Below are 22,684 nucleotides of genomic sequence, written 5' to 3'. Positions count from 1 at the left end.
AGGAAGATAAAAAATAAAGGAGCAACGCGTGACGATTCAAGCTGCAGAGAAGGCTGGGGTGCTGGCCGAAGCCATGCCGTTCATCCGCCAGCTGGCGGGCAAGACCATCGTGGTCAAGTACGGTGGCAACGCCATGACAGATGATGCTCTCAAGGCGGATTTCGCCCGGGATGTGGTCTTGCTGCGCCAGCTGGGTCTGAATCCGGTGGTGGTGCACGGGGGCGGGCCGCAGATTAATGACATGCTGGCGCGCGTCGGCAAGCAGGGTGAGTTTGTCCAGGGGATGCGGGTCACCGATGCCGAGACCATGAGCGTGGTGGAAATGGTGCTGGGCGGGCAGGTCAACAAGGAGATTGTCTCGCTGATCAATCAGCACGGGGGGCGGGCGGTGGGGCTGACTGGCAAGGATGGCCATTGCATCCGCGCCCACAAGCTGACCTTGCAGGACGAGCAGGGCCAGCCGGTGGATATCGGGCAGGTGGGGGAGGTCAGTGCCATCGACCCGACGCTGATCGATCTCCTGGCCCGTTCCGGTTTCATTCCGGTGATTGCGCCGATCGGTGTCGGTGAGCGGGGCGAGGCCTACAATATCAATGCCGATCTGGTGGCGGGCAGTCTGGCGCAGAGCCTGCAGGCAGAGAAGTTGATGCTGCTGACCAATACCCCGGGTGTGCTGGACAAGCAGGGGGCTTTGCTGACCACGCTGTCCGGGGCGCGCATTCAGGCGCTGATGGCCGACGGGACGCTGTACGGGGGGATGATTCCCAAGGTCAGTTCGGCGCTGGAAGCGGCGAGCAGCGGGGTGGGGGCCGTGCATATCATTGATGGCCGGGTGCCGCATGCCTTGTTGCTGGAGCTGCTGACCGACAGTCCTCTTGGCACCATGATCCATGCATAATGACATTCGTTCTCATTGATCTATAGTGATGTCACGACCCGTGTAATCACGACAACAATGGGGGATGACATGCATACGGTACGACAGCTGCTCAATGAGAAATCGCATCGCTCGCTGATCACGGTCAGCCCCGATTCAACGGTCTATCAGGCGCTTCAGGTGATGGCCGATCAGGATGTCGGCGCGGTGCTGGTGATGGAGATGGGCGATGTGGTGGGCATTTTTTCCGAGCGCGACTATGCCCGCCGCATCGTGTTGCAGGGCCGTACTTCGGTGACGACGCCGGTGCGCGAAATCATGACCAGCCGCGTGGTTTATGTGAAGCCGGAAAATACCCTGCAGGAGTGCATGGCGCTCATGACCGAGCGCCATATTCGCCACCTGCCGGTGCTGGAGGACGATCTGGTGGTCGGCATGCTGTCGATTGGCGACCTGGTGCGTGCCACCATCGCCGAGCAGCAATTCTTTATTGATCAGCTGGTGCAGTACATCCAGACCGCCTGATCTCCCTCATCCCGTTGTGCGCGGCAGGATCTGGTCGCGCAACGCCAAGAGTGCCGGGCCGATGCGCCCGGCCATGTCCTGCGGTGTGAAGGCAAAGGCCGGGCCACTGGCATTCAGGCACATGGCGCCTTGCCCCGGCCCCAGTGGCGGCAGGGCGACACCGACTGCCATCACATCCGGCTCGAACTCTCCGAATGACGAACAAAACCCTTGTTGCTGGTACTGTGCGCAGGCTGCCTGCAAGCGGGCTGCATGGGATGGCCATTCCTCGCCGTAGCGGCTGGCCAGCAGCGTGTTGAGCCGCTGCTGTTCTGACGACGGCAGGCCGGCGTAGCAGGCCCGCCCGATGGCGGTGGTGGCCAGCGGCACGCGCGAACCCACGCTCAGTTGCACCGAGACGCGTGCCTGGCTGCGGCAGGTTTCCAGATAGACGATATCGGTGCCATCCAGCAGGCCGAGACTGGCCGAGATGGTATGCGAGAGCGAGAAGTCGCGCAGCAGGGGCGCCATGACACGGCGAATGTCGAAGCTGCCCAGCAGGCTGCCGGCCAGCGAGATGGCGGCCAGCCCCGGGCGGTAGCCGCCCTGTTCGGCATCCTGGGCCAGATAGCCGAGCCGCGTCAGCGTGTAGCTGAGGCGCGACACCGTCGATTTGGGCAGGCCGGTGCGCGCAGCCAGTTGCTGATTGGACAGTGTTCCTTCGCCCGGGCGGAAGGCCGCGAGCACTTCCAGCCCTCGTGCCAGCGCGGTGACAAAGTGGCGATCCTGCGCCGGGTCGTAGTCGGATGCTTCGACAAGCCTTTGATTTGACATAAATCGCTTTACAAGTCCATGTGGGGGTTGCTAGGCTTATTTTGCACAGTAAAACATAATTCTGCAATGCAGAACAAAAGGAGAATCCAGATGGCCCAATCCACCCAGCGTCCGGCCTTTGCCTGGGACGATGCCTTGCTGCTGAATGAGCAACTGACCGATGACGAGCGCATGGTGCTCGATACGGCGCGCGCCTACTGCCAGGATCAACTGATGCCGCGTGTGCTGACGGCCAATCGCGAGGAGCGCTTTGACCGGGAGATTATGTCGGAGATGGGTGAGCTGGGCCTGCTGGGCTGCACCATCGATGGCTATGGCTGTGCCGGTCTGTCGCATGTGGCCTATGGCCTGGTGGCGCGCGAGGTGGAGCGGGTGGATTCCGGCTACCGTTCGGCCATGAGTGTGCAGTCTTCGCTGGTGATGCATCCGATCTGGGCTTACGGCAGCGAGGCGCAGAAGGATAAGTATTTGCCGCGGCTGGCCACGGGTGAGCTGGTCGGCTGCTTCGGTCTGACCGAGCCGGATGCCGGCTCGGATCCGGGCAGCATGAAGACCCGGGCGCGCAAGGTCGAGGGTGGCTATGTGCTCAAGGGCAGCAAGATGTGGATTACCAACAGCCCGATTGCCGATGTCTGTGTGGTCTGGGCCAAGGATGATGAAGGCGAGATCCGCGGCTTTATTCTCGAGCGTGGCATGAAGGGGCTGTCGATGCCGAAGATTCACGGCAAGTTCAGCCTGCGTGCCTCGATCACCGGGGAAATCGTCATGGATGACGTGCTGGTGCCGGAGGATGCCCTGCTGCCGGGGGTGAAGGGGCTGAAGGGGCCGTTTGGCTGTCTGAACAAGGCACGTTATGGCATTGCCTGGGGCAGCATGGGGGCGGCTGAGTTCTGCTGGCATGCCGCCCGTCAGTACACGCTGGACCGTCAGCAGTTTGGCCGTCCGCTGGCGGCGACCCAATTGGTCCAGCTCAAGCTGGCCAATATGCAGACGGAAATCAGCCTCGGGCTGCAGGCGGCATTGCGGGTCGGCCGACTGCTCGACGAAGGTCGGGCGGCACCGGAAATGATCTCGCTGATCAAGCGCAATAACTGTGGCAAGGCGCTGGACATCGCCCGCGTGGCGCGCGACATGCACGGTGGCAACGGCATTGCCGATGAGTTCCACGTCATCCGCCATGTGATGAACCTCGAGGCGGTCAATACCTATGAGGGGACGCACGATGTGCATGCGCTGATTCTGGGGCGTGCCCAGACGGGTATCCAGGCTTTCGGCTGAGCGGGAGATGACCATGGCAGGCGCACTGGAAGGGATCAAGGTGCTGGATTTGTCGCGCGTGCTGGCCGGCCCGTGGGCAGGCCAGTTGCTGGCCGATCTGGGGGCCGATGTCATCAAGATTGAACGTCCCGGCACGGGCGACGACACGCGGCAGTGGGCGCCGCCGGCGCTGGAGGATGGTACGGCGGCGTATTTTCTCTGTACCAATCGCGGCAAACGTTCGCTGACGGTGGATATCGCCACGGCAGAAGGTCAGGAGATCGTCCGGCGCCTGGCCTGCGATGCCGATGTGCTGCTGGAAAACTACAAGGTCGGCGGGCTGGCCAAATATGGTCTGGATTACGCCAGTCTGTCGCAGCTGAATCCGCGGCTGGTGTATTGCTCGATCACCGGGTTTGGTCAGGATGGACCCTATAGCGAACTGCCGGGCTATGACTACATTCTGCAGGGCATGTCGGGGCTGATGAGCATTACCGGTCCCGCCGATGGTGAGCCCCACAAGGTGGGCGTCGCCGTCACTGATGTCTTTACCGGCTTGTATGCCGCCAATGCCGTGACGGCGGCGCTGCTGGCGCGCGAGCGCAGCGGGCAGGGCCAGTATATCGACATGGCGCTGTTCGACTGTGCCGTTGCCATGCTGGCCAACGTCAATTCAAACTGGCTGGTCGGCGGCAAGGTGCCGCCGCGGCTGGGCAATGCGCACGCCAACATCGTGCCGTATCAGGTGTTTGCCTGTGGTGACGGCGGGCATTTCATCCTGGCCTGCGGCAATGATCGCCAGTTTGCCGCGCTGTGCCAGCTGCTCGGTCATGCAGAGTGGGCGAGCGATGAACGCTTTGCCAGTAACCCGCAACGGGTCAGGCATCGCGATGTGCTGATCCCGCTGCTGGCGGCCGAATTCGCCCGGCGCGGGCGAGACGCCTGGCTGGCCGACCTCGATCGTATCGGCGTACCGGGCGGGCCGATCAATACCATCGATGAGGCCTTTGCCGATCCCCAGCTGAAACACCGTGGTCTGGAGATTCATCTGCGTGATGAACGGGGACAGGATGTGCCCATGGTCGGCTGTCCGATCAAGCTCTCGGGCACGCCCGTCAGCTATACCCGCGTTCCGCCGAAGTTGGGGGAACATACCGATGCCATTTTGAGCGAACTGGGTTATGACGCTGTTTCCATCGCACAACTCAGAGGCAAAGGCTCCATTTAAACGTTTGTTTGATTTTTGACGAACGTGGTGGGTTCATTGCATTATTGCGTGTATTAGAGCGCAAAGCGCAAAGGAGAAACGGTGGAACGCGAATCGATGCAGTATGACGTGGTGATTGTCGGCGCCGGTCCGTCCGGGCTGGCCGCCGCGATTCGTCTCAAGCAACTGGCCGCCGAGGCGGGTCGGGAAATCAGCGTCTGTGTGCTGGAAAAAGGCTCGGAAGTCGGTGCGCATATCATGTCCGGTGCCATCATCGAACCGCGCGCGCTCAATGAGCTGATCCCTGACTGGCGGGAAAAGGGCGCGCCGCTGAACACGCCGGCGCGTGAGGACCGCTTTCTGCTGCTGACGCAGACCGAGTCGGTGCAGCTGCCGACCCCGCCGCAGATGCACAACGAAGGCAACTACATCGTCAGCCTGGGCAATTTCTGTCGCTGGCTGGCGACTCAGGCCGAAGAACTGGGCGTCGAAATCTACCCGGGCTTTGCCGCGGCCGAGGTGCTCTACCACGCCGATGGCTCGGTCAAGGGGGTGGCGACCGGCGACATGGGCATTGGCCGCGATGGCGAGAAGACGGATGCCTGGCAGCCGGGCATGGAGCTTTGGGCCAAGCAGACGCTGTTTGCCGAGGGCTGTCGAGGCTCGCTGACCAAGACCTTGCTGGCACGTTTCAAGCTGGATGCCGACAGCGATGTCCAGACTTACGGCATCGGCATCAAGGAGCTGTGGGAGGTCAAGCCCGAACTGCATCAGCCGGGCATGATTACCCATACCATCGGCTGGCCGCTGGACAACAGCACCTATGGCGGCTCCTTCCTCTATCACCTGGAAGACAATCTGGTGGCGGTGGGGTTTGTCATCGGTCTGGATTATGCCAACCCCTATCTGTCTCCCTACGAAGAATTCCAGCGCTTCAAGACCCATCCGGCGATCCGTGGCGTCTTTGAGGGGGGGCGCCGCATTGCTTACGGGGCACGTGCGCTGTACGAGGGCGGGATTCAGTCCCAGCCCAGGCTGACTTTCCCGGGGGGCGCGCTGATCGGCGATACCGCCGGCTTCCTCAATGTACCGAAGATCAAGGGTTCGCATGCGGCCATGAAGTCCGGCATGCTGGCCGCCGAGGGCGTCTTCGAGCAGCTGTCGCAGCAGCCCGAGACCGACGGGGCCGAGGTGCAGGGCTATACACAGCGTTACCGCCAGAGCTGGCTGTATGACGAGCTCTATCGCGTGCGCAATATTCGTCCTTCCTTCCGCTACGGGCTGTGGGCCGGCATGATCTATTCGGCCATCGATACCTGGCTGTTCCGCGGCAAGGCGCCCTGGACGCTGCATCACACCCACAAGGACAGCGAGTGTCTGCAGACCGCCGACAGTGTCGAGCCGATCAGCTATCCGAAACCGGATGGCGTGCTGACCTTCGATCGCCTGTCGTCGGTTTTTCTGTCCAGTACCAATCACAGTGAGGATCAGCCGATTCACTTGCGGCTGAAGGACCCTTCGGTGCCGATTGACATCAATCTGGCAAAGTATGCTGCGCCGGAAACCCGCTATTGTCCGGCCGGGGTCTATGAGATCGTGCAGGAGGGCAGTGGTCCGCGGCTGCAGATCAATGCGCAGAACTGTGTGCACTGCAAGACCTGTGACATCAAGGATCCGACGCAGAACATCGTCTGGAGCGTGCCGGAGGGCGGCGGCGGTCCCAACTATCCGAATATGTAATTCCGGAAGACCTGTCGTCAGAAGTGATGAAAAGAGGCTTGACTTACTTCTGACGGCGGGTCAGCATACTCACCATGAGCCAACAGACATTCTCCCTGAACCGTTATTGGTATTGGTACCGCACTGACGCGCGGCGCCAAGGGGTCTGTCTGTTCTGAAGTTATTGCAGAATGATCACGACAAATGCCGCCGCGAACCGGGCGGCATTTGTTTTTTCACCTAGTGACGATACAGATGATCTCCCCGGCCAGCGGTCGAACAAGGGGATCCCCATCATGGAAGAATTGACCGGCGACCGACAGGTTGCGACCGAACAGACAGACTCCGGGCATCTGGTGATGCTCCGGCCGGTCACGCTGGTGACCGATGTACAGGCTTTCTCTTCGGTCTGGCGCCCTTATGCCCAGCTGGCACCGCAGATCGAGCGGCTGCGTCAGCAGGGGGCCGGTCAGTGTGTGATGGAGTCTTCTCTGCCGGAAATCCGTGCGCTGGCCATGCTGCTGGCCGCACGGCGGGCCGATCGCCATGCCGCACGCTCCCCGACGCATTTTGCCGATGAGGCCGACTGGCTGTGCGCCCGGGCGTTTTTGCTGGGGTTGTCGCATGTCGAGATCACGCTGGCCCAGATGGCCATGTTCGACGAGGCCAATCTCAGGTTGCGCCGGCTCGCTGCCCATGGTTTGCCCGTGGCAACGGGCCTGCTGCCGGTCTTGAATACGTCTCCCCAGTTGCCGACGGCGCCGATGGTGCTGCATGGCTGGAGTCCCTTGTCCGTTGACGAGGGGGAGGGGGTGGTGGCGTCAGCTGCCGGCTCGCCTCAGGCGCGAGCCTTGCGCCAGCGTTGTCAGAAGCGTTTTGCCCTGTTGCTGGGGGCCTGGCGGCCTAGGCCATAAAAACGGGGCACCCTTGCGGAATGCCCCCAGCGCTCTGCGCGAGCCGTCAAATCCGGGAAAACCCGGATGGCCAACAATATGCAAGCCTGCCGGGAGGGATGTCCGGGGCCATGATTGTGACTGGCGCCGATGCTACCGGTTTTGACCCGCCCTTGTCGTCAGTCAAACGACATCCCCTTGAGCCATGTCAAAAGCATGGCCAGGACTGGAGATGTCACCGACAATCCAACAAATTGCTGTAAACAAAGCGTTTTCATGGCTTAGTTGTGCCGTTTTTGGCACAATGCGCATCCCTGCCGAGATATTTCACGATGCAAAACGATGACCTGATGCTGCTGGTCACGCGCCAGATGCCTTACGGCAAGTACAAAGGACGGCTGATTGCCGATTTGCCGCTTCATTATCTGTCCTGGTTTTCACGTGAGGGATTTCCGCCGGGAGAGATCGGTCGTCTGTTGCAGCTGGTGTTTGAGCTCCAGCATAACGGGCTGATGTCTCTTTTGGATCCTCTAAGAAAGCGTTAAGCATGGCAATTCAATGGTTTCCCGGCCACATGAACAAGGCGCGCAAGGCAATTGCCGAGCGCGTACAGGATATCGATGTGGTCATCGAGCTGCTCGATGCCCGTCTGCCGGCATCCAGTGCCAATCCGATGCTGGCGCAGCTGACGCGCAACAAGCGGGCACTGAAGATCCTCAACAAGCAGGATCTGGCCGACCCTCAGGTGACCAGGCTGTGGCTGGATCATTACAACGGTCAGCCCAATACCCGCGCCCTGGCCCTGGATGCCGGTGACCGCGCGCCGACGCAGAAACTGATTACCGCCTGTCGTGATCTGGTCCCTCATCGCGGCGGGCTGGACAAGCCGCTGCGGGTGCTGATCTGCGGCATCCCGAACGTGGGTAAATCCACGCTGATCAACACCATGACCGGGCGCCGTGTCGCCAAGACCGGCAATGAGCCGGGCATCACCAAGTCACAGCAGCGTATCCTGCTGGCCGATGACTTCGAGCTGTTCGACACCCCGGGGATGCTGTGGCCGAAAATCCTGGTCGAGGAGGGGGGCTACAACCTGGCCGCCAGCGGTGCCATCGGTCGCAATGCCATGGACGAGGAAGAGGTCAGCCTGGTTCTGTTGGGCTATCTGATGCGCCGTTACCCGGATGCCCTTTGCCAGCGCTACAAGCTCGACAGTCTGGAAGGGCTGCAGGACGTGGATGTGCTTGAGGCCATCGGGCGCAAGCGCGGGGCCATGCTGGGCGGCGGACGGGTCAATATCCAGAAGGCTGCCGAGGTGGTGTTGACCGATTTCCGGGCTGGTTCGACCGGCCGTATTACCCTGGAGCGCCCGGAAGAGTGGGTGGTCTGGCTCAAAGTGGCGCGGGAGCGCGAAGCGCAGCGCCTGGCGGACAAGGCCGCGCGCGAGAAGGAAAGACAGGGCAAGTCGGCGGCCGAGTAAACCCGGCCGGGCTCAGACCTGCTCGCCCGGCTGCTCGAACCAGGTTTGCAGGATGGCTTGCGCCGCGACCTGGTCCAGCACGGGTTTTTGCTTGCGGCCGCGCAGGCCGGCCTCTCGCAGCAGCGATTCGGCCAGCAGCGAGGTGTGACGCTCGTCCACCAGCCATACCGGCAGGGCAAAGCGCCCCTTGAGCCGGTTGGCGAAGCGGCGAGCCAGTCTTGTCATGTCGTGTTCGGTGCCGTCGGCGTGAGTCGGCAGCCCGACCACCAGCGATTGCGGCTGCCATTCGGCGATCAGGGCGGCAATGCGCGCAAAGCGCTCGTCATTGCTTTCGGTGTCGATGGTACAAAGGGGGTGGGCAATGCCGACCAGCGCTTCGCCGGTGGCGACCCCGATACGGCGTTCGCCGAAATCAAATGCCAGTGCGGATCCCTCAGGCATGACCGACATCCCCGGACAGCAGGGACGGATCAAACCCCAGCAGGGCCATGGCGGCGTCGTAGCGTTCTTCCGCCGGCAGATCGAAGATGATCTGCGGGTCGCTTTGCACGGTCAGCCAGGCGTTGCTGGCGATTTCCTCTTCCAGCTGTCCGCCTGACCAGCCGGCATAGCCGAGCGTGACCAGAACGTGCTCGGGCCCCTTTTGTTCGGATACCGCGATCAGCACATCCTTGGAGGTGGTCAGCATGATGTCGTCGGTCACCTTCAGGCTGGACTGCCAGTCGCTGATCGGACTGTGCAGCACGAAGCCGCGGTCTGGCTGAACCGGCCCGCCGAACAGCACCTGGGTGGCGGCGATCGGGCCCGGCTCGATCGACAGGTCGATCTGGTCGAACAGCTGGGCGAGCGCAATGCCGGAGGGTTTGTTGATGATCAGCCCCATGGCCCCGTGCTCACCGTGCTCGCACAGGTAGACCAGCGCGCGGGCAAAGAGCGGGTCGGCCATGTTGGGCATGGCGATGAGAAACTGATTGGCGAGCGATAACGATTTCATTTTTGCATTATGGCACAGGCGGCACATAAAGACGCTTGCCGTACCCGGTGGGGACGGGATCGCGTTCGGCACGCCGTGACAAGCCTTGTTAAACTGTCGGTTTCGAGCGTCTCGCAAGCGAGGGTGTGGTGCGGCTTACGCATATAAAGCTATCCGGATTCAAATCATTTGTCGATCCGACCTCCATCCCGGTTCCCGGCCAGCTGGTGGCGGTGATCGGGCCGAATGGCTGCGGCAAATCCAATGTGATCGATGCCGTACGCTGGGTGTTGGGTGAGTCCTCCGCCAAGCAGTTGCGTGGCGAGTCGATGCAGGACGTGATTTTCAACGGATCCACCACCCGCAAGCCGGTTTCGCGTGCCTCGGTCGAGCTGGTCTTCGACAATGCCGACGGCCAGATGGCCGGCCCCTGGGGCCAGTACGCCGAAATCGCCATCAAGCGCGTGCTGACCCGCCAGGGTGAGTCCAGCTATCTGATCAACAATCAGGTGGTGCGCCGGCGCGACATCACCGACCTGTTTCTCGGTACCGGCGTGGGGGCACGGGGATATGCGGTGATCGAGCAGGGCATGATCTCGCGCATCATCGAAGCCCGGCCGGAAGAGCTGCGCGTCTATCTGGAGGAGGCGGCCGGCGTGTCGCGCTACAAGGACCGGCGCCGCGAAACCGAAAACCGCCTGGCGGATACCCGAGACAATCTGTCCCGTGTCGACGACCTGCGTCTGGAGCTGGAACGCCAGGTCGAGCGACTGACCGAACAGGCCGCCGTGGCCGCGCAATACCATGATCTGCGTGCCGCCCTGACGCACAAGCAGAATCTGCTGGCGCTGGCCCGGCGCGAGGAAGCTGCCCGCGACGAAGCCCATGCCCGCGCAGAACTGGCGCGGCTGGAGAGCGAAGAGGCTCGCTTGTCGCAGGCGCTCTCCGCCCTGGATGCCGAGCTGGAAACCGTGCGCGACAGCCACTTCAGTGCCGGTGACCGGGTCCAGGCGGCACAACATCAGGTCTTTGAAACCAATGCCCAGCTGGCGCGACTGGAAGAACAACAACGCCATCGTCAGGAAACCCGTGCCCGCATCGAGCGCGATCTGGCGCGGGCTCGCAATGACCGCGCCATGCTGGCGGATGAGCAGTCAGGCATTGCGGATCAGCGCAGCGAGTGGCTGGCACAGCGTGAAGAGCTGCAGATGCAGCTGGAAGAGGCCATGCTGCGGCTGGAAGACGACCGGGCCCAGCTGCCGGACGTCGAGGCTGAGCATGCCGGTCACGAGGCCCTGCAGAGTCGTCTGAGCGAACAGCATGGCGAGCGCTTGCGTCAGCGTGATCTGGCCAGTCAGCATATCCAGCACCTGCAGCAGTCCCTGCAGCAAAAAAATGATCGTCTCAAGGCGCTGCAGCAAGAGCAGATTGCCTTGAATCTTCCCAGCCAAAGCGCGCTGGATGAAGCGCAGCGAGTGGTCGATGACGCGCGCGAGGCGCTGGCCTCGGTGCAGCAACGCGTGGTGCGTGATGAGGCCAAGCAGGCTGATCTGGCCAGCGAGCGCGAAAAGCTGGATGAAAGCTTGCACCGGCTGCGGGGCGAGCTGGCACGGGCCGAGGCCGAGGTCTCGGCGCTGAGCGCGCTGTTGTCGCGCCAGCAGGATGCCGGTGCACTGACGGACTGGCTGGCCGAACAGGGGCTGCAGCAGGCTCCGCAGCTGTGGCAGGCACTGCAAGTGGAGGAAACCTGGCGCAGTGCGCTGGAAGCGGTGCTGGCCGAACGCCTGACGGCACGCCATGGCATGTTGCCCGCGCAGCCGCCACCGGCCGCCCTGGTGCTGATCGATGACGCACCGGCCTCAGCCCCCGCGGTGGTGGCGAGGTCTCTGCCTGCATTGCGCGACCGCGTGCAGGCCGGTGCGCCGTTTGCGGCGGCGCTGGACGACTGGCTGGCCGGGGTCTATCTGGCCGAGGACTTGCAGCAGGCACTGGCCTTGCGCCCGCAGCTGGCGACGGGAGAATGTCTGCTGACCCCGCAGGGACACCGTGTGGATCGCCATAGTGTGCAGTTCCATGGGGACACCGCAGACGATGGTCTGATGGCGCAGAAGGCGCGTCTGGACGAGGCGATCAGCCGCGTCGCGGCGCTGAGCCCCGAAGTGGCGGCCTTGCAATCGCGGCGTGACAGCCTGGTGAGCCAGATGAACATGCTGGCCGAAGCCATTCGTGGTCAGAAAGGGGCCGTCACCCGGCTGGACGGCGAGCTCAATGCCGCCACGGTGGCGCATGTGCGGCTGGATCAGGCTGCCCGTCAGGGCAGTGCCCGCCGCATGGCCATTCTGAGCGAGGAGGCCCAGCTGCAAGAAGCGTTGGCGCTGGCGCAGGCACAGATGCAGGAAGCGGCCGAAGTGATCGAAAGCGTGGCGCTCGAGCTGGAGACGCTGGATGAGCAGATGACTCAGGCCCGGGCGGCTCGTGCCCGGACCCAGTCCACGCTGGCCGCCGCGCGCGAGCAGTCGCAGCAGGCCGAGCGCCAGATGCATGACATTCGTCTGCGCCTGCAGGCCGCCGAGCAGCAGGTTGCCGAACTGACCCGTCGCGATGAGGAGCGCGCTGAGCGCGATGCCCTGCTGGCGGAACGACTCGAAGCCCTGGCCGAAGAGGCGGAATCGCTGCTGGAGGATGATGGCCAGGCGTCTCTGCAACTGCTGCTCGCCGAGCGCGAGCAGGCGGATGGCGAGCTGGCAGCCGCCCGTGACCAGCTCAATGGTCTGGCTGAGCGCATGCGTGCCCTGGCCGCTCAGCAGCACGAGATCAATCAGGCCCTGCCCGCCTTGCGCGAGGCCCGTCAGTCTGCCCTGCTGGCCCATCAGGAAGCGCGCATCGCCATGGAGCGCTACAGCGAGGAGCTGAAAGAGGCGGCAGCCGATGAGGCGGCGCTGCTGGCCGATCTCGGTGCCGGGGTGAAACCCAATGCGCTGGCGGCGGAAATCGCCCGCCTGGCCCGCGCCGTGGAAGGACTGGGCGCCGTGAATCTCGCCGCGCTGGAAGAGCTGGAGCAGGCCCGGTTGCGCGGCGAGTATCTGGGCGCACAGGCCGATGACCTGTTGCAGGCGATTGCCACCCTGGAGAGTGCCATCCAGAAAATCGATGCCGAATCGCGGGCCATTCTGCAGAGCACCTTCGATGCGGTGAATGCCAAGATGAGCGAGTTTTTCCCGACGCTGTTCGGCGGTGGTCGTGCCGAGCTCACCCTGACCGGCGAGGACTTGCTCGACGCCGGGGTGCAGATCATTGCCCAGCCTCCGGGCAAGAAAAACAGTACCATCCATTTGTTGTCCGGTGGCGAGAAAGCCCTGACGGCGATGAGCCTGGTGTTCTCGCTGTTCAGCCTCAATCCGGCACCTTTCTGCCTGCTGGACGAGGTGGATGCCCCGCTGGACGATGCCAATACCAGCCGCTTCTGCGATCTGGTGAAGAAAATGGCCGAGCGCACCCAGTTCCTCTATATCTCGCACAATCGCCTGACCATGGAAATGGCCGAGCAACTGGTGGGGGTGACCATGCAGGAGAAGGGGGTCAGCCGCGTGGTGGCGGTGGATATTGTCCAGGCGCTGCAGATGCGCGAGAGCGCCTGAGGTTCATCGATGACGTACAATAAATATATAATGCTGATCTTCTATCCACCGAGCTGTTCGCGATGACCATTCGCATCCAGCGTTGGCAACCGGAAAACAGGATTTTCTGGCTGACGCACGGTCGACGCATTGCCAACCGTAACTTGTTGCTGTCTACCTGCTCGCTTCATCTCAATTTCAATATCTGGATGATGTGGAGCATGGTGGTCGTCAACCTGCCGGCCGTCGGTTTTCTGTTGACCCGTCAGCAAGAGTTCCTCCTGGTTTCGATCCCCGGTCTGGTCGGGGCCCTGATGCGCATTGCCTATTCCTGGGCGTGGAGCTGGGTGGGGGGCGGGACCTGGATGGCCCTGTCGACCCTGTTCCTGCTGATTCCGGCGCTGGGCGTGGCCCATGTGGTGCAGGACATCGCCACGCCGTTTCCCATGCTGCTGCTGATTGCCGCCTGTTGCGGTATTGGCGGCGGGGCCTCGGCCTCGCATCTGCCGAACATCAGTTTCTTTTTTCCCAAGGCGGCCAAAGGCTTTGCCATGGGTATCAATGCCGGCCTGGGTAATCTCGGTGTCTCGGTCTCGCAACTGGTGGTGGCCGTGCTGATCTCGGTCAATCTGTTTGGCTGGACCGGCGGCGAGCCGCAGATCTGGGGACAGGGGGGCGACGTGCATGCCGTCTGGCTGCAAAATGCCGGCTATTGCTGGACGCCGCTGATTGCCCTGATGGCCATCATCTGTCTGCTCTATGCCCACGATATGCCGCGTCTGCGACTGACCCCGGTCGATCAGCTCAGTGCCATGAAGCATCCGCATACCTGGGCGATCTGTCTGCTGTATTTGAGCAGCTACGGCACCTTTCTCGGCCTGTCGGCAGCGTTTCCCCTGCTGTCACATGCCATGTTCCCGCTGCATAACGCCCTGGCCTATGCGTTCATCGGCCCGATGATCTGCGCGCTGGTGCGTCCCTTTGGCGGCTGGCTGGGGGATCATCTGGGCGGCGGGATTACCACTTTGTTCAGCAATGTGCTGATGGCCGCCGGGACGGTCGGTGTACTGCTCAGCCTGCCTGGGGACAATGGTGGCGGATCGTTCTGGCTGTTCCTTTGCATGGTGCAGGTGATTTTCTTTGCCGCCGGCATTGGCAATGGCTCCTCCTACCAGCTGGCGCCCAAAGTCTTCATGCACGAAGCCATGCTGCAGGCGGCCGAGCGCGGCGAGGATGAGGCACAGGCCTATACCCGCGGTGGTCGCAACGGCGCGCTGGCCATGAACATCTGTTCAGTCGGGGCGGCGTTCGGCGGCTTTTTCATTCCCAAGTCCTTTGGCAGTTCGCTGAGCTGGTTCAACAGTTTCGTACCGGCTTTCGGCCTGTTTTTCCTGTTTTATCTGCTGGCCTCGCTGATTGCCTGGTGGTGCTACACCCGGCGTGGTGCGGTCATGCGTTGCTGATGTCCATGCTGCGTCGTCATCCCTTGCGTCTGGCCCTGGCTGTGTCCGTGCTGGCGCACCTGCTGGTGTTGCTGCTGTTGTTGCCGCTGCGTGCCAGCCAACCCTTGCCGGCACCGCTGCAGGTCGAGTTGCTGAATGCTCCCGGCCATGGCGGCGGGGCGGCAACCACGGCCAGGCCTCATCCCTCACGCCCGGTGGTCCAGTCCAGGACGGCGCCTCCGGGCGCTCATCATCCTGCTGATACGGTGAGCACGCCTGCCCCGGCAGCGGTGATCGCCTTGCCATCCGCGGCGGCCCAGGCCGAGCGTGGCGGTGCCAGAACACCGGCGCCGGCCGCGACGACACAGGCGGACAATGCGGGAGCGTTGACAGCACCGTTAGGGGGGAGTGTTCAGCCTGCCAGCGTGACGCCCGCCCGGTATCTGGGCGATGCCCAGGATCCGCCTTATCCGGAGTCGGCCCGGTCGCGTGGTGCCGAGGGACGGGTTGAGGTGCAAGTGACCCTGGCATCCGACGGTCGGGTGACCGCGGTGAAGCTGACTCGCTCCAGTGGGGATGAGGAGCTGGATCAGGCGGCGCTGGATTTGTTGCGGCGGGGGACGTACACCCCGGCACAGCGTGCCGGGGTGCCGATTGCGTCACGGTTGAGGATGACCGTGCCGTTCAGGCTGAATCACTGAGCCTGGGCTTCGATGGTGAGGTGCAGGGTCACGTCGTCGGCGATGGCCGGCAGGTAGGTCATCATGCCGAAGTCGCTGCGCTTGATCTGGGCAACGGCATTGGCGCCATAGGCATCCTTGCCGGCCATATCCTTGCCGCCGTGGAAGTTGGTCACGGTCAGCGATACCGGCTTGGTCACGCCCAGCAGGGTCAGATTGCCATCCACACGGCTCAGCTTGTCACCCACGAAGACCAGTTTGTCGGCCTTGTAGCTCATGGTCGGGAACTTGGCGACATTGAAGAACGCTTCGCTCTTCAGGTGCTTGTCGCGTGCCGGCCAGAAGGTTTGCAGCGAGTTGGTGTCGATGGTGACATCGACTGCACCGCTGTGGGCTGCCGCATCCAGCACGACCTTGCCGGCGACCTTGGTAAAGGTACCGGACTGGTTGGAAAAGCCCATGTGATTGATTTCATAGGCGGCATAGGTGTGGCTGGAATCAACGGTATAGCTGACCGGTGCCGCCAGGGTCAACGAACTGGCCGCAGCCAGCAGGCTGGCCAACAACAGGGGTTTCATCACGGTTTTCTCCTTGCAGGGCTGTTATTTGTTGCCTGGGTAGGCAACATGGAATTTGATGCTGACCTGGTCTGCGACGGTGTCGGTATCGGCCCACTCACCTTCGCCCACCTTGAACGCCAGACGCGACACCGGCAGCGTGCCGTCCACGACATTGAGCGCCCCCTGGCGCGACAGCGTGAAGGGGGCCGACACGTCGCGCGTGATGCCCTTGATGGTCAACTTGCCGCTGAACTGATAGCGGTTGTTGCCCAGCGGGCGGATGCTGCTGGTGACGAAGCGTGCGGTGGGGAATCGTGCCGCACCGAACCACTCTGGTTTCTGAGCCTGCGCCGTGGCGTCTGCCGTCGGCAGGCTGATGCTGGCCACCTGGATGGTCAGGTCAGCCTTGCCCTGGGCCGCATGGGCCGGGTCGAGGGCAATGTCGCCGCTGAAACGCTTGAACTGTCCCTGCATGGGGATATCCATCTGCTTCAGCGAGAAGTCGATGCGACTCTGGGCGCTATCGAGCGGTACGGCCAACAGTGGGCCGCTCATCAGCAACAGCCACGGAGCAAGAGACCATTTCATGCCAAATTCCTTCTGTTAGGTGTCAGGAACCGCCGAGGTGCATGCGGTTGAGCATGCCGTCCCGGTCGATAAAGTGATGTTTCAGGGCGACCAGGACATGGCCGATCACCGTCAGGGCCAGCAGCAGGTTGAGGCCGCGGTGTACGAGCTGCAGTTGTTCACCAAGTGCCTGATCCGCCGGCAACAAGGCGGGCAGGTGAACCACCCCGAATGCCACGACCGGAATGCCAAAGGCCGAACTCATGGCCCAGCCGGACAGCGGCACCGCCAGCATCAGCAGATACAGTGCCAGATGACCGAGGTGGGCCAGGCGCTGCTCGCCCGGGCCCATGTGATCCGGCAGCGGCGGCACCTTGCTGAACAGGCGGACCAGCACGCGCAGTGCCAGCAGGGACAGAATCAGGATGCCGGTCGACTTGTGACTGAGGATCAGCTTCAGGCGCAGGGGCGACAGCGGCAGGCTCCAGATTTTCAGCCCGACGGCAAAACAGGCAATGATCAGAAAGGCCATCAGCCAGTGCAGGAGGACGGCGCTTTTGGCATAACGGGCGTTAATCGCAGATTTCATTGGGTACCTCGCTCATGGCCGTGGCAAAGGCCTCTCTCAGGCGCAGCAGTTCTGCTGCGCAACGCTCATAATCCTGGCCGCTGAAACCGGCAAAAGCCTGCTGCATATACGCCAGATGGGCGGGGAAGGCCTGCTCGAACAGGGCTTCCCCCTTGGCCGTCAGCGCGACAAACACGCTGCGGCGGTCGTGTTCCATGGTCGTGCGCTGTACCAGGCCCTTGTCGCAAAGACGGTCGACGACACCGGTCAGCGTGCCCTTGGTAATCAGCGTCTTCTCGGACAACTCTTTGCAACTCATGCCGCGGGTATTGCCCAGTGTGGCAACCACGTCGAATTGCGGCGGTGTCAGTCCCATCTGCCGGACGTGATGCGCCGAGAACTGCTCGAAGGTCTGATAGGTTTGAGCGAGTAATCGGATCACCGGCAAGAAGGGCTCCCGGGGTGTGGCACTCATGGTGTCTCCGTTTTTGTATGGATGAATATAGTTCGTGTTAGAACTAATTGTAAAGTGGCTTGTGCATGAATTTCTAGCACAAATAGATGATGAATGTATCGACTTCCACTTGTCCGTGGTGGCATGCTGGTAGCTTGAAAATGAGCGAGAACCCCCGCATCGGCAGGCTTTCCCGTATGATTCTCTGCTATACAGGTGTCGCCTGACCGGCGATTCGTTATACTACCCACGGATTTATTCGCCCTTGCGGACTGGCTGATGAGCGAATTGCAAATAGGTTTACTGGTGTTGGGCGGGTCGGTAGTCGGCCTGGTATACGGTTTTAATGTCATTCAGGAATGGCGCTTCCGTCGCAGGATGCGCCAGTCTTTCGTGCGCACGCAGGACGATCCCTTGCTGAACGTCCCGAAGAACAATGTGCGTGACGGTGTCCGTGCCGATCGCCTGGAGCCGGTGCTGATTGATGCCGGACGCGCTGATCTGCCGGAACCGGAACCGTTCGAAGTCGATGTGCCGCCGCTGGACGCCCAGGCGGAAACCGAGCCGGCACCCGCCAGTCCGGTGGCCGAGGTGTCGCTGGATGCGGCGGACCACCAGGCGCTGGTGGTGGCCATGCTCGATCCTTCGCTGGATTTCATCTGCGAAGTGGTTTTCCACGAGCCGCTGGAACTGGTCAGCATGCCGCGCTTCAATGTGGCCAAGCGCGTCCAGATCATCGGACGGACCGAGAAGGGGTTGTGGAAACCTGCCGAAGTGCTGCCCGGCATCCGCTACAAGCAGATCAATATTGGCCTGCAGCTGGTGGATCGCGGTGGTGCCGTGACCGAGCAGGAACTGGCGAGCTTCTGCCAGCAGGTGACGCGCTTTGCCGACGAGTACAGCGCCGCAGCCAGCTTCCCTCAGCGCCAGCAAAAGCTGGTCGCCGCCCGCGAGCTGGACCGCTTCTGTGCCGACGTGGATGTGCTGATCGGCATCAATATCGTGCCGCGCCAGGCCATCGAAGGCACCCGGCTGCGCAGCTTTGCCGAAACCAACGGCATGCAGCTTGAGCCGGATGGTGCCTTCCACTATCTGGCCGACTCCGGCAATACCCTCTATTCGCTGATGGCGGCCGACCAGATGCCGTTCACCCTGCACACCCTGCTCGACAACAGCTTCCCGGCGCTGTGCCTGCTGTTCGATGTGCCGCGTGTCGCCGGCGGGGTGGAGGTCTTTGACCGCGCCGTTCAGTTTGCCCGTCTGCTGGCGCAGGAGTTCGATGCCCAACTGGTGGACGATAATCGTCGCCTGCTGACCGATGTCGGCCTTGGCCGCATCCGCGACCAGCTCAAAACAATCTATGGCAGCATGGATGACCGCGGGATTGCCCCGGGCAGTGTCGCCGCGCTGCGCTTGTTTGCCTGACCTGCAGGGCCGGCCGATCGCCGGCCCTGATTCCTTTCCGACCTGAATCCTATGCCCACTGCCCCTCACCAACGCGCCTCCGAGTTGCGTGCCTTGCTGGACCGTTACGGTCGCGAATACTACGAACTGGATGCCCCTTCGGTCCCTGATGCCGAATACGACCGTCTGATGCGCGAACTGCAGACGCTCGAAGCCCAGTTCCCCGAATTGCAAACCGCCGACTCGCCGACATTGCGCGTCGGCGGCGCCCCGCTGGATGCCTTCGAGCCGGTGACGCATGCCGTTCCCATGCTGTCGCTCAACAATGCCTTTTCCGATATGGAACAGACCGATCCGGCCCTGCGTCATGCCGAGCTGATCCAGTTCGACGAACGCGTGACGCGCGAGCTGGCCAGTGGCACCGTCGAGTATGCCGTCGAGCCGAAATTCGATGGCCTGGCCATCAGCCTGTTGTATCGCGACGGCGTGCTGGTGCAGGCGGCGACGCGGGGTGACGGCCTGACCGGCGAGAATGTGACGGAGAACGTGCGTACCGTGCGCGGCATTCCCCTGCGGCTGCAGGGGGAGGCCTGGCCCGCCCTGCTGGAGGTGCGCGGCGAAGTGCTGATGTTCAAGGCCGACTTCGAACGTCTGAATCAGGCGCAGGAGGCGCAGGGCGAAAAACGTTTTGCCAACCCGCGCAATGCCGCGGCGGGCAGTCTGCGGCAGCTGGACTCGCGCATTACCGCGCGTCGCCACCTGTCCTTCTTTGCCTATGCCATCGCCCGCATCGAGGGGGCGGACTGGCCGTCCACCCATCAGGGGGAGATGGACTGGCTGGCGCAACTCGGGCTGCCGGTGGTGGCGCCAGACTTGCGGCCGGTGGTGCAGGGGCTGGATGGCCTGACCGGCTATTACGAAACCGTGCTCTCGCGTCGGCCGGGGCTGCCCTATGACATCGACGGCGTGGTCTACAAGGTGAACCGGCTTGATCAGCAGACCCAGCTGGGTTTTGTCTCGCGCGCCCCGCGCTTTGCTATCGCGCACAAGTTTCCGGCGGAAGAGGCGCTGACCGTCGTCGAGGCGGTGGAGGAGCAGGTCGGGCGAACCGGGGCGATCACCCCGGTGGCGCGTTTGCAGCCGGTTTTTGTCGGCGGCGTGACGGTGACCAATGCCACACTGCACAACCAGGACGAAGTGCTGCGCAAAGATGTGCGTGTGGGCGACACGGTCATCGTGCGCCGTGCCGGCGACGTGATTCCCGAGGTGGTGTCGGTGGTACTGGAAAGACGGCCGATGCGCGATGTGCCGGGGGCTGATCTGTTCTCGCCGGCGCAGGAGCCGGTGTATCCGGCCTATCGCCTGCCGACGCACTGTCCGGTGTGTGGCTCGCATATCGTCAAGGAAGAGGGAGAGGCCATCGCCCGCTGTAGTGGCGGCCTGTTCTGCTCGGCTCAGCGCAAGCAGGCGATCTGGCATTTTGCCGCCCGCCGGGCCATGGATATCGATGGCCTGGGAGACAAGCTGATCGAGCAACTGGTCGACCGCGGGCTGGTGCATACCCTGGCCGATTTGTACCGGCTCGATGCGGCCACGCTGGCGGCCATGGAGCGCATGGGGCAGAAAAGTGCCGACAACCTGGTGGCGGCCATCGAGGCCAGCAAGCAGACCACGCTGGCGCGCTTTATCTACGCCCTGGGGATCCGCAACGTCGGCGAGGCCACCGCGCGCGATCTGGCCCGGCATTTTGCCGAGCTGTCTGTCTTGATGGCACTGGGGGAGGGGCTGGACGATCCGCTGCAGCGTGCGCGTGCGCTCGATACCCTGATGGCGGTGCCGGATGTCGGCCCGGTCGTGGCCGAATCCATCCTGGATTTTTTTGCCGAACCGCACAATCGCGAGGTCGTGAATGCCCTGATCGAAGCCGGTGTGCACTGGCCACAGGAAGCGGCTGTCGATGTGGCCAGCCTGCCGCTGGCCGGCAAGACCCTGGTCCTGACCGGCACGTTGCCCAGCCTGTCGCGCGATGAGGCCAAGGCGCTGATTGAGGCGGCCGGCGGCAAGGTGGCCGGCAGCGTGTCGGGCAAGACGGACTACCTGGTGGCGGGCGAGGCGGCGGGCAGCAAGCTGGACAAAGCCCGGTCGCTGGGCATCGCCATCCTTGATGAAGCCGGATTACGGCAATTGCTGGAGACCAAGACATGAATCAGGGCAACGCGGGCGTGGCAGATTTCGAACAGGGGTGCCATCTGCTGGCACAGGGAGAACTGCATGCCGCGCTGACCGTGTTCGATCAGCTGCTGGCCGCGGATGACCAGGACTGGCAGTCGCGCGCCAACCGTGCCCTGATCCATTACCGTCTCGGCGCTTTCGACAAGGCGCTGGATGATTATTGCCTGGCGCTGGCCATCAAGCCGGATGCCGTCAATCTGCTGGTCAACTTTGCCGTACTGCTCAAGGAACTTGGTCAGCTGGATACCGCTGAATCGCTCCTGGTTCAGGCCCTGCAGCTGGACCCGGCGCATGCCGATGCCTGGAGTAATCTGGGGATTGTGCGCGTCTACCGGCTGCAATATGACCAGGGGGCGCAATGCCATGTGCGTGCCATCGAGCTGGCGGGTGACAGTCCGGCGCGCTGGACCAATCTCGGCAATGCCCTGACCGGCGGACTGTATCTCAACGAAGCGGTCGAGGCCTATGGCAATGCCCTGCAACTGGCGCCGGACTACCATGAAGCCCGCTACAACCAGTCGATTCCGCTGTTCATGCTCGGGCGTTATCGCGAGGCCTGGCCCCTGTACGAGTCGCGCTGGCAGACCATCCTGACGCCGCGCTTTACCGAACGCCGCTGGCAGGGCGAGCCGCTGGGGCAGGATTGTCTGCTGATCTGGAGCGAGCAGGGGCTGGGAGACTGTCTGCAGATGGCGCGTTTTTTGCCCCTGCTGCGAGCCACCCATCCTGAGGCGCGGCTGGTGTTGGCCTGCCCGGCCAGTCTGCACCGGCTGTTCGCCTCGCTGTCCGGCATCGAGCTGATCGAGGCCACGGACAGCGTGCCATTCGACTGGCAGCTGCCGATGGCCTCGCTGCCAGGCATTTTCCAGACGGAAATCGATCAGTTGCCGGTCCTGCCCTATCTCGCGGCGGATCCACAGCGGGTGGCGCAGTGGGCTGAGCGACTGCCTGCCCGTCAGCCCGGAAAGCGGCGCGTCGGTCTGGTGTGGCAGTCAGGCGTCTGGGGCGTCGGCGCGCAGGACCTGACCCGGCAGTACAAGTCGATCGAGCCTGGCTTGCTGCAGTGCCTGCTGCCGCTGGCCGATTTTGTCAGCCTGTGGCCCGGTGCCTTGCCAGACAGCTGGCAAGGTCACGTTCACGCGCCGGCGATTCAGGATTTTGCCGATACAGCGGCGCTGATCGCCCAGCTGGATCTGGTGTTGTGCGTTGATACCGCCGTGGCCCATCTGGCCGGTGCCATGGGGCATCCGGTCTGGCTGCTGATGCGGCAGGAAGGGGCGCCGTTCTTCGGTGTGACGGGAGAGCAGGCCCCCTGGTATCCGAGTATCCGCGTTCTGCGCCAGCCGGTGGCTGGTGACTGGCTGCCGGTACTGGCGCAAGTGCAGCGTCAGCTGCAAGACATGCAAGGGTAAGACG

21 protein-coding genes are annotated in these 22,684 nt (G+C 62.9%); 14 read left to right on the top strand and 7 right to left on the bottom strand.

All coding sequences use genetic code 11. The features are described from left to right. Positions 1-28 precede the first annotated feature (28 nt). Both argB and AACH39_RS08880 read left to right on the top strand, forming a co-directional pair. A complete protein-coding gene (argB, locus tag AACH39_RS08885) occupies positions 29-898 on the top strand; it encodes an acetylglutamate kinase (RefSeq protein ID WP_252346159.1) in 870 nt (289 codons plus the stop codon). Positions 899-967: 69 nt separating this feature from the next. Next, a complete protein-coding gene (locus AACH39_RS08880; RefSeq protein WP_215780770.1) occupies positions 968-1,402 on the top strand; it encodes a CBS domain-containing protein in 435 nt (144 codons plus the stop codon). A 6-nt stretch (positions 1,403-1,408) separates the two neighbouring features. Here the strand turns inward: AACH39_RS08880 and AACH39_RS08875 are convergent, their stop codons facing one another. Beyond that, positions 1,409-2,215, bottom strand: coding sequence for an IclR family transcriptional regulator (locus AACH39_RS08875; RefSeq protein WP_338619648.1), 807 nt, complete (start codon positions 2,213-2,215; stop codon positions 1,409-1,411). A 90-nt stretch (positions 2,216-2,305) separates the two neighbouring features. Here AACH39_RS08875 and AACH39_RS08870 point away from each other — a divergent pair, with 90 nt between their 5' ends. From AACH39_RS08870 to ylqF, 6 genes are all read left to right on the top strand, one after another. After that, positions 2,306-3,493 carry an acyl-CoA dehydrogenase gene (locus AACH39_RS08870; RefSeq protein ID WP_215780774.1) on the top strand — a complete coding sequence of 396 codons (1,188 nt, stop codon included), beginning with the start codon at positions 2,306-2,308 and terminating at the stop codon, positions 3,491-3,493. 13 nt (positions 3,494-3,506) lie between these two features. Continuing rightward, the gene (locus tag AACH39_RS08865) at positions 3,507-4,700 is read left to right on the top strand and encodes a CaiB/BaiF CoA-transferase family protein (protein ID WP_215780776.1); all 1,194 of its coding nucleotides are present in this window, start codon (positions 3,507-3,509) and stop codon (positions 4,698-4,700) included. 96 nt (positions 4,701-4,796) lie between these two features. Continuing rightward, positions 4,797-6,419, top strand: a complete 1,623-nt coding sequence (locus AACH39_RS08860) for an electron transfer flavoprotein-ubiquinone oxidoreductase (RefSeq protein WP_338621276.1) — start codon at positions 4,797-4,799, stop codon at positions 6,417-6,419. Between the two features lie 275 nt (positions 6,420-6,694). Further along, positions 6,695-7,312, top strand: coding sequence for a hypothetical protein (locus AACH39_RS08855; RefSeq protein WP_215780778.1), 618 nt, complete (start codon positions 6,695-6,697; stop codon positions 7,310-7,312). Positions 7,313-7,623: 311 nt separating this feature from the next. Beyond that, complete coding sequence (locus AACH39_RS08850; RefSeq protein WP_215780781.1) at positions 7,624-7,836, top strand: DUF3820 family protein; 213 nt, start codon at positions 7,624-7,626, stop codon at positions 7,834-7,836. A gap of 2 nt (positions 7,837-7,838) precedes the next feature. Further along, positions 7,839-8,771: a ribosome biogenesis GTPase YlqF gene (ylqF, locus tag AACH39_RS08845; RefSeq protein WP_338619642.1), complete on the top strand. Its 933-nt coding sequence runs from the start codon at positions 7,839-7,841 to the stop codon at positions 8,769-8,771. A gap of 12 nt (positions 8,772-8,783) precedes the next feature. Here ylqF and ruvX read toward each other — a convergent pair whose 3' ends face one another. Together ruvX and AACH39_RS08835 are read right to left on the bottom strand one after the other, a co-directional pair. Next, positions 8,784-9,221: a Holliday junction resolvase RuvX gene (gene ruvX / locus AACH39_RS08840; RefSeq protein WP_215780786.1), complete on the bottom strand. Its 438-nt coding sequence runs from the start codon at positions 9,219-9,221 to the stop codon at positions 8,784-8,786. Next, positions 9,205-9,765 carry a YqgE/AlgH family protein gene (locus tag AACH39_RS08835; protein WP_338619641.1) on the bottom strand — a complete coding sequence of 187 codons (561 nt, stop codon included), beginning with the start codon at positions 9,763-9,765 and terminating at the stop codon, positions 9,205-9,207. The genes ruvX and AACH39_RS08835 overlap by 17 nt, the downstream gene beginning before the upstream one ends. A gap of 128 nt (positions 9,766-9,893) precedes the next feature. On the opposite strand from AACH39_RS08835, the gene smc reads away from it, so the two are divergent. The 3 genes from smc (at position 9,894) to AACH39_RS08820 (ending at position 15,504) form a co-directional block, all read left to right on the top strand. Next, a complete protein-coding gene (gene smc / locus AACH39_RS08830) occupies positions 9,894-13,382 on the top strand; it encodes a chromosome segregation protein SMC (RefSeq protein ID WP_338619639.1) in 3,489 nt (1,162 codons plus the stop codon). 62 nt (positions 13,383-13,444) lie between these two features. Beyond that, a complete protein-coding gene (locus AACH39_RS08825) occupies positions 13,445-14,824 on the top strand; it encodes an MFS transporter (RefSeq protein WP_215780795.1) in 1,380 nt (459 codons plus the stop codon). Next, positions 14,824-15,504, top strand: coding sequence for a TonB family protein (locus AACH39_RS08820; RefSeq protein WP_338619637.1), 681 nt, complete (start codon positions 14,824-14,826; stop codon positions 15,502-15,504). Before AACH39_RS08825 ends, AACH39_RS08820 begins: the two co-directional genes overlap by 1 nt. On the opposite strand, the gene AACH39_RS08815 is transcribed toward AACH39_RS08820, so the two are convergent. The 4 genes from AACH39_RS08815 to AACH39_RS08800 are packed head-to-tail and all read right to left on the bottom strand — an operon-like array spanning position 15,498 to position 17,653. After that, on the bottom strand, positions 15,498-16,061 hold the full coding sequence (locus AACH39_RS08815; protein ID WP_338621275.1) for a YceI family protein: 564 nt from the start codon (positions 16,059-16,061) through the stop codon (positions 15,498-15,500). The two genes, AACH39_RS08820 and AACH39_RS08815, sit on opposite strands and share 7 nt — an antisense overlap. A 24-nt stretch (positions 16,062-16,085) precedes the next feature. Next, complete coding sequence (locus AACH39_RS08810) at positions 16,086-16,631, bottom strand: YceI family protein (RefSeq protein ID WP_338619635.1); 546 nt, start codon at positions 16,629-16,631, stop codon at positions 16,086-16,088. A gap of 22 nt (positions 16,632-16,653) precedes the next feature. After that, entirely contained in the window at positions 16,654-17,199 is a 546-nt protein-coding gene (locus AACH39_RS08805) for a cytochrome b (protein ID WP_338619633.1), read from the bottom strand. Next, complete coding sequence (locus tag AACH39_RS08800) at positions 17,183-17,653, bottom strand: MarR family transcriptional regulator (protein WP_215780807.1); 471 nt, start codon at positions 17,651-17,653, stop codon at positions 17,183-17,185. Before AACH39_RS08800 ends, AACH39_RS08805 begins: the two co-directional genes overlap by 17 nt. Positions 17,654-17,911: 258 nt before the next feature. Between AACH39_RS08800 and AACH39_RS08795 the strand changes: the two genes are divergently transcribed. Genes AACH39_RS08795 through AACH39_RS08785 form a run of 3 tightly spaced genes read left to right on the top strand, consistent with a single transcriptional unit; the run spans position 17,912 to position 22,680 of the window. Further along, on the top strand, positions 17,912-19,057 hold the full coding sequence (locus AACH39_RS08795; protein WP_215780809.1) for a cell division protein ZipA C-terminal FtsZ-binding domain-containing protein: 1,146 nt from the start codon (positions 17,912-17,914) through the stop codon (positions 19,055-19,057). 51 nt (positions 19,058-19,108) lie between these two features. Next, positions 19,109-21,241 carry an NAD-dependent DNA ligase LigA gene (gene ligA, locus AACH39_RS08790; protein ID WP_215780811.1) on the top strand — a complete coding sequence of 711 codons (2,133 nt, stop codon included), beginning with the start codon at positions 19,109-19,111 and terminating at the stop codon, positions 21,239-21,241. Then, positions 21,238-22,680, top strand: coding sequence for a tetratricopeptide repeat-containing glycosyltransferase family protein (locus AACH39_RS08785; protein WP_338619628.1), 1,443 nt, complete (start codon positions 21,238-21,240; stop codon positions 22,678-22,680). Before ligA ends, AACH39_RS08785 begins: the two co-directional genes overlap by 4 nt. Positions 22,681-22,684: the final 4 nt, after the last annotated feature.

The organism is Paludibacterium flexuosum (assembly GCF_037076605.1).
Taxonomy (GTDB): domain Bacteria; phylum Pseudomonadota; class Gammaproteobacteria; order Burkholderiales; family Chromobacteriaceae; genus Paludibacterium.
Note: the sequence above shows the minus strand (reverse complement) of the source record. Positions and strands in the feature narration are given on the sequence as shown.

What these genes read in the sequence shown, in the direction of transcription:
- AACH39_RS08875 (WP_338619648.1), bottom strand. Translation starts at nt 2,215, where the DNA reads ATGTCAAATCAAAGGCTTGTCGAAGCATCCGACTACGACCCGGCGCAG.
- AACH39_RS08815 (WP_338621275.1), bottom strand. Translation starts at nt 16,061, where the DNA reads ATGAAACCCCTGTTGTTGGCCAGCCTGCTGGCTGCGGCCAGTTCGTTG.
- AACH39_RS08825 (WP_215780795.1), top strand. Translation starts at nt 13,445, where the DNA reads ATGACCATTCGCATCCAGCGTTGGCAACCGGAAAACAGGATTTTCTGG.
- AACH39_RS08805 (WP_338619633.1), bottom strand. Translation starts at nt 17,199, where the DNA reads ATGAAATCTGCGATTAACGCCCGTTATGCCAAAAGCGCCGTCCTCCTG.
- AACH39_RS08860 (WP_338621276.1), top strand. Translation starts at nt 4,797, where the DNA reads ATGCAGTATGACGTGGTGATTGTCGGCGCCGGTCCGTCCGGGCTGGCC.
- AACH39_RS08850 (WP_215780781.1), top strand. Translation starts at nt 7,624, where the DNA reads ATGCAAAACGATGACCTGATGCTGCTGGTCACGCGCCAGATGCCTTAC.
- AACH39_RS08880 (WP_215780770.1), top strand. Translation starts at nt 968, where the DNA reads ATGCATACGGTACGACAGCTGCTCAATGAGAAATCGCATCGCTCGCTG.
- AACH39_RS08870 (WP_215780774.1), top strand. Translation starts at nt 2,306, where the DNA reads ATGGCCCAATCCACCCAGCGTCCGGCCTTTGCCTGGGACGATGCCTTG.
- AACH39_RS08835 (WP_338619641.1), bottom strand. Translation starts at nt 9,765, where the DNA reads ATGAAATCGTTATCGCTCGCCAATCAGTTTCTCATCGCCATGCCCAAC.
- AACH39_RS08810 (WP_338619635.1), bottom strand. Translation starts at nt 16,631, where the DNA reads ATGAAATGGTCTCTTGCTCCGTGGCTGTTGCTGATGAGCGGCCCACTG.
- ylqF (WP_338619642.1), top strand. Translation starts at nt 7,839, where the DNA reads ATGGCAATTCAATGGTTTCCCGGCCACATGAACAAGGCGCGCAAGGCA.
- ligA (WP_215780811.1), top strand. Translation starts at nt 19,109, where the DNA reads ATGCCCACTGCCCCTCACCAACGCGCCTCCGAGTTGCGTGCCTTGCTG.
- AACH39_RS08865 (WP_215780776.1), top strand. Translation starts at nt 3,507, where the DNA reads ATGGCAGGCGCACTGGAAGGGATCAAGGTGCTGGATTTGTCGCGCGTG.
- AACH39_RS08820 (WP_338619637.1), top strand. Translation starts at nt 14,824, where the DNA reads ATGTCCATGCTGCGTCGTCATCCCTTGCGTCTGGCCCTGGCTGTGTCC.
- AACH39_RS08800 (WP_215780807.1), bottom strand. Translation starts at nt 17,653, where the DNA reads ATGAGTGCCACACCCCGGGAGCCCTTCTTGCCGGTGATCCGATTACTC.
- AACH39_RS08785 (WP_338619628.1), top strand. Translation starts at nt 21,238, where the DNA reads ATGAATCAGGGCAACGCGGGCGTGGCAGATTTCGAACAGGGGTGCCAT.
- AACH39_RS08795 (WP_215780809.1), top strand. Translation starts at nt 17,912, where the DNA reads ATGAGCGAATTGCAAATAGGTTTACTGGTGTTGGGCGGGTCGGTAGTC.
- AACH39_RS08855 (WP_215780778.1), top strand. Translation starts at nt 6,695, where the DNA reads ATGGAAGAATTGACCGGCGACCGACAGGTTGCGACCGAACAGACAGAC.
- ruvX (WP_215780786.1), bottom strand. Translation starts at nt 9,221, where the DNA reads ATGTCGGTCATGCCTGAGGGATCCGCACTGGCATTTGATTTCGGCGAA.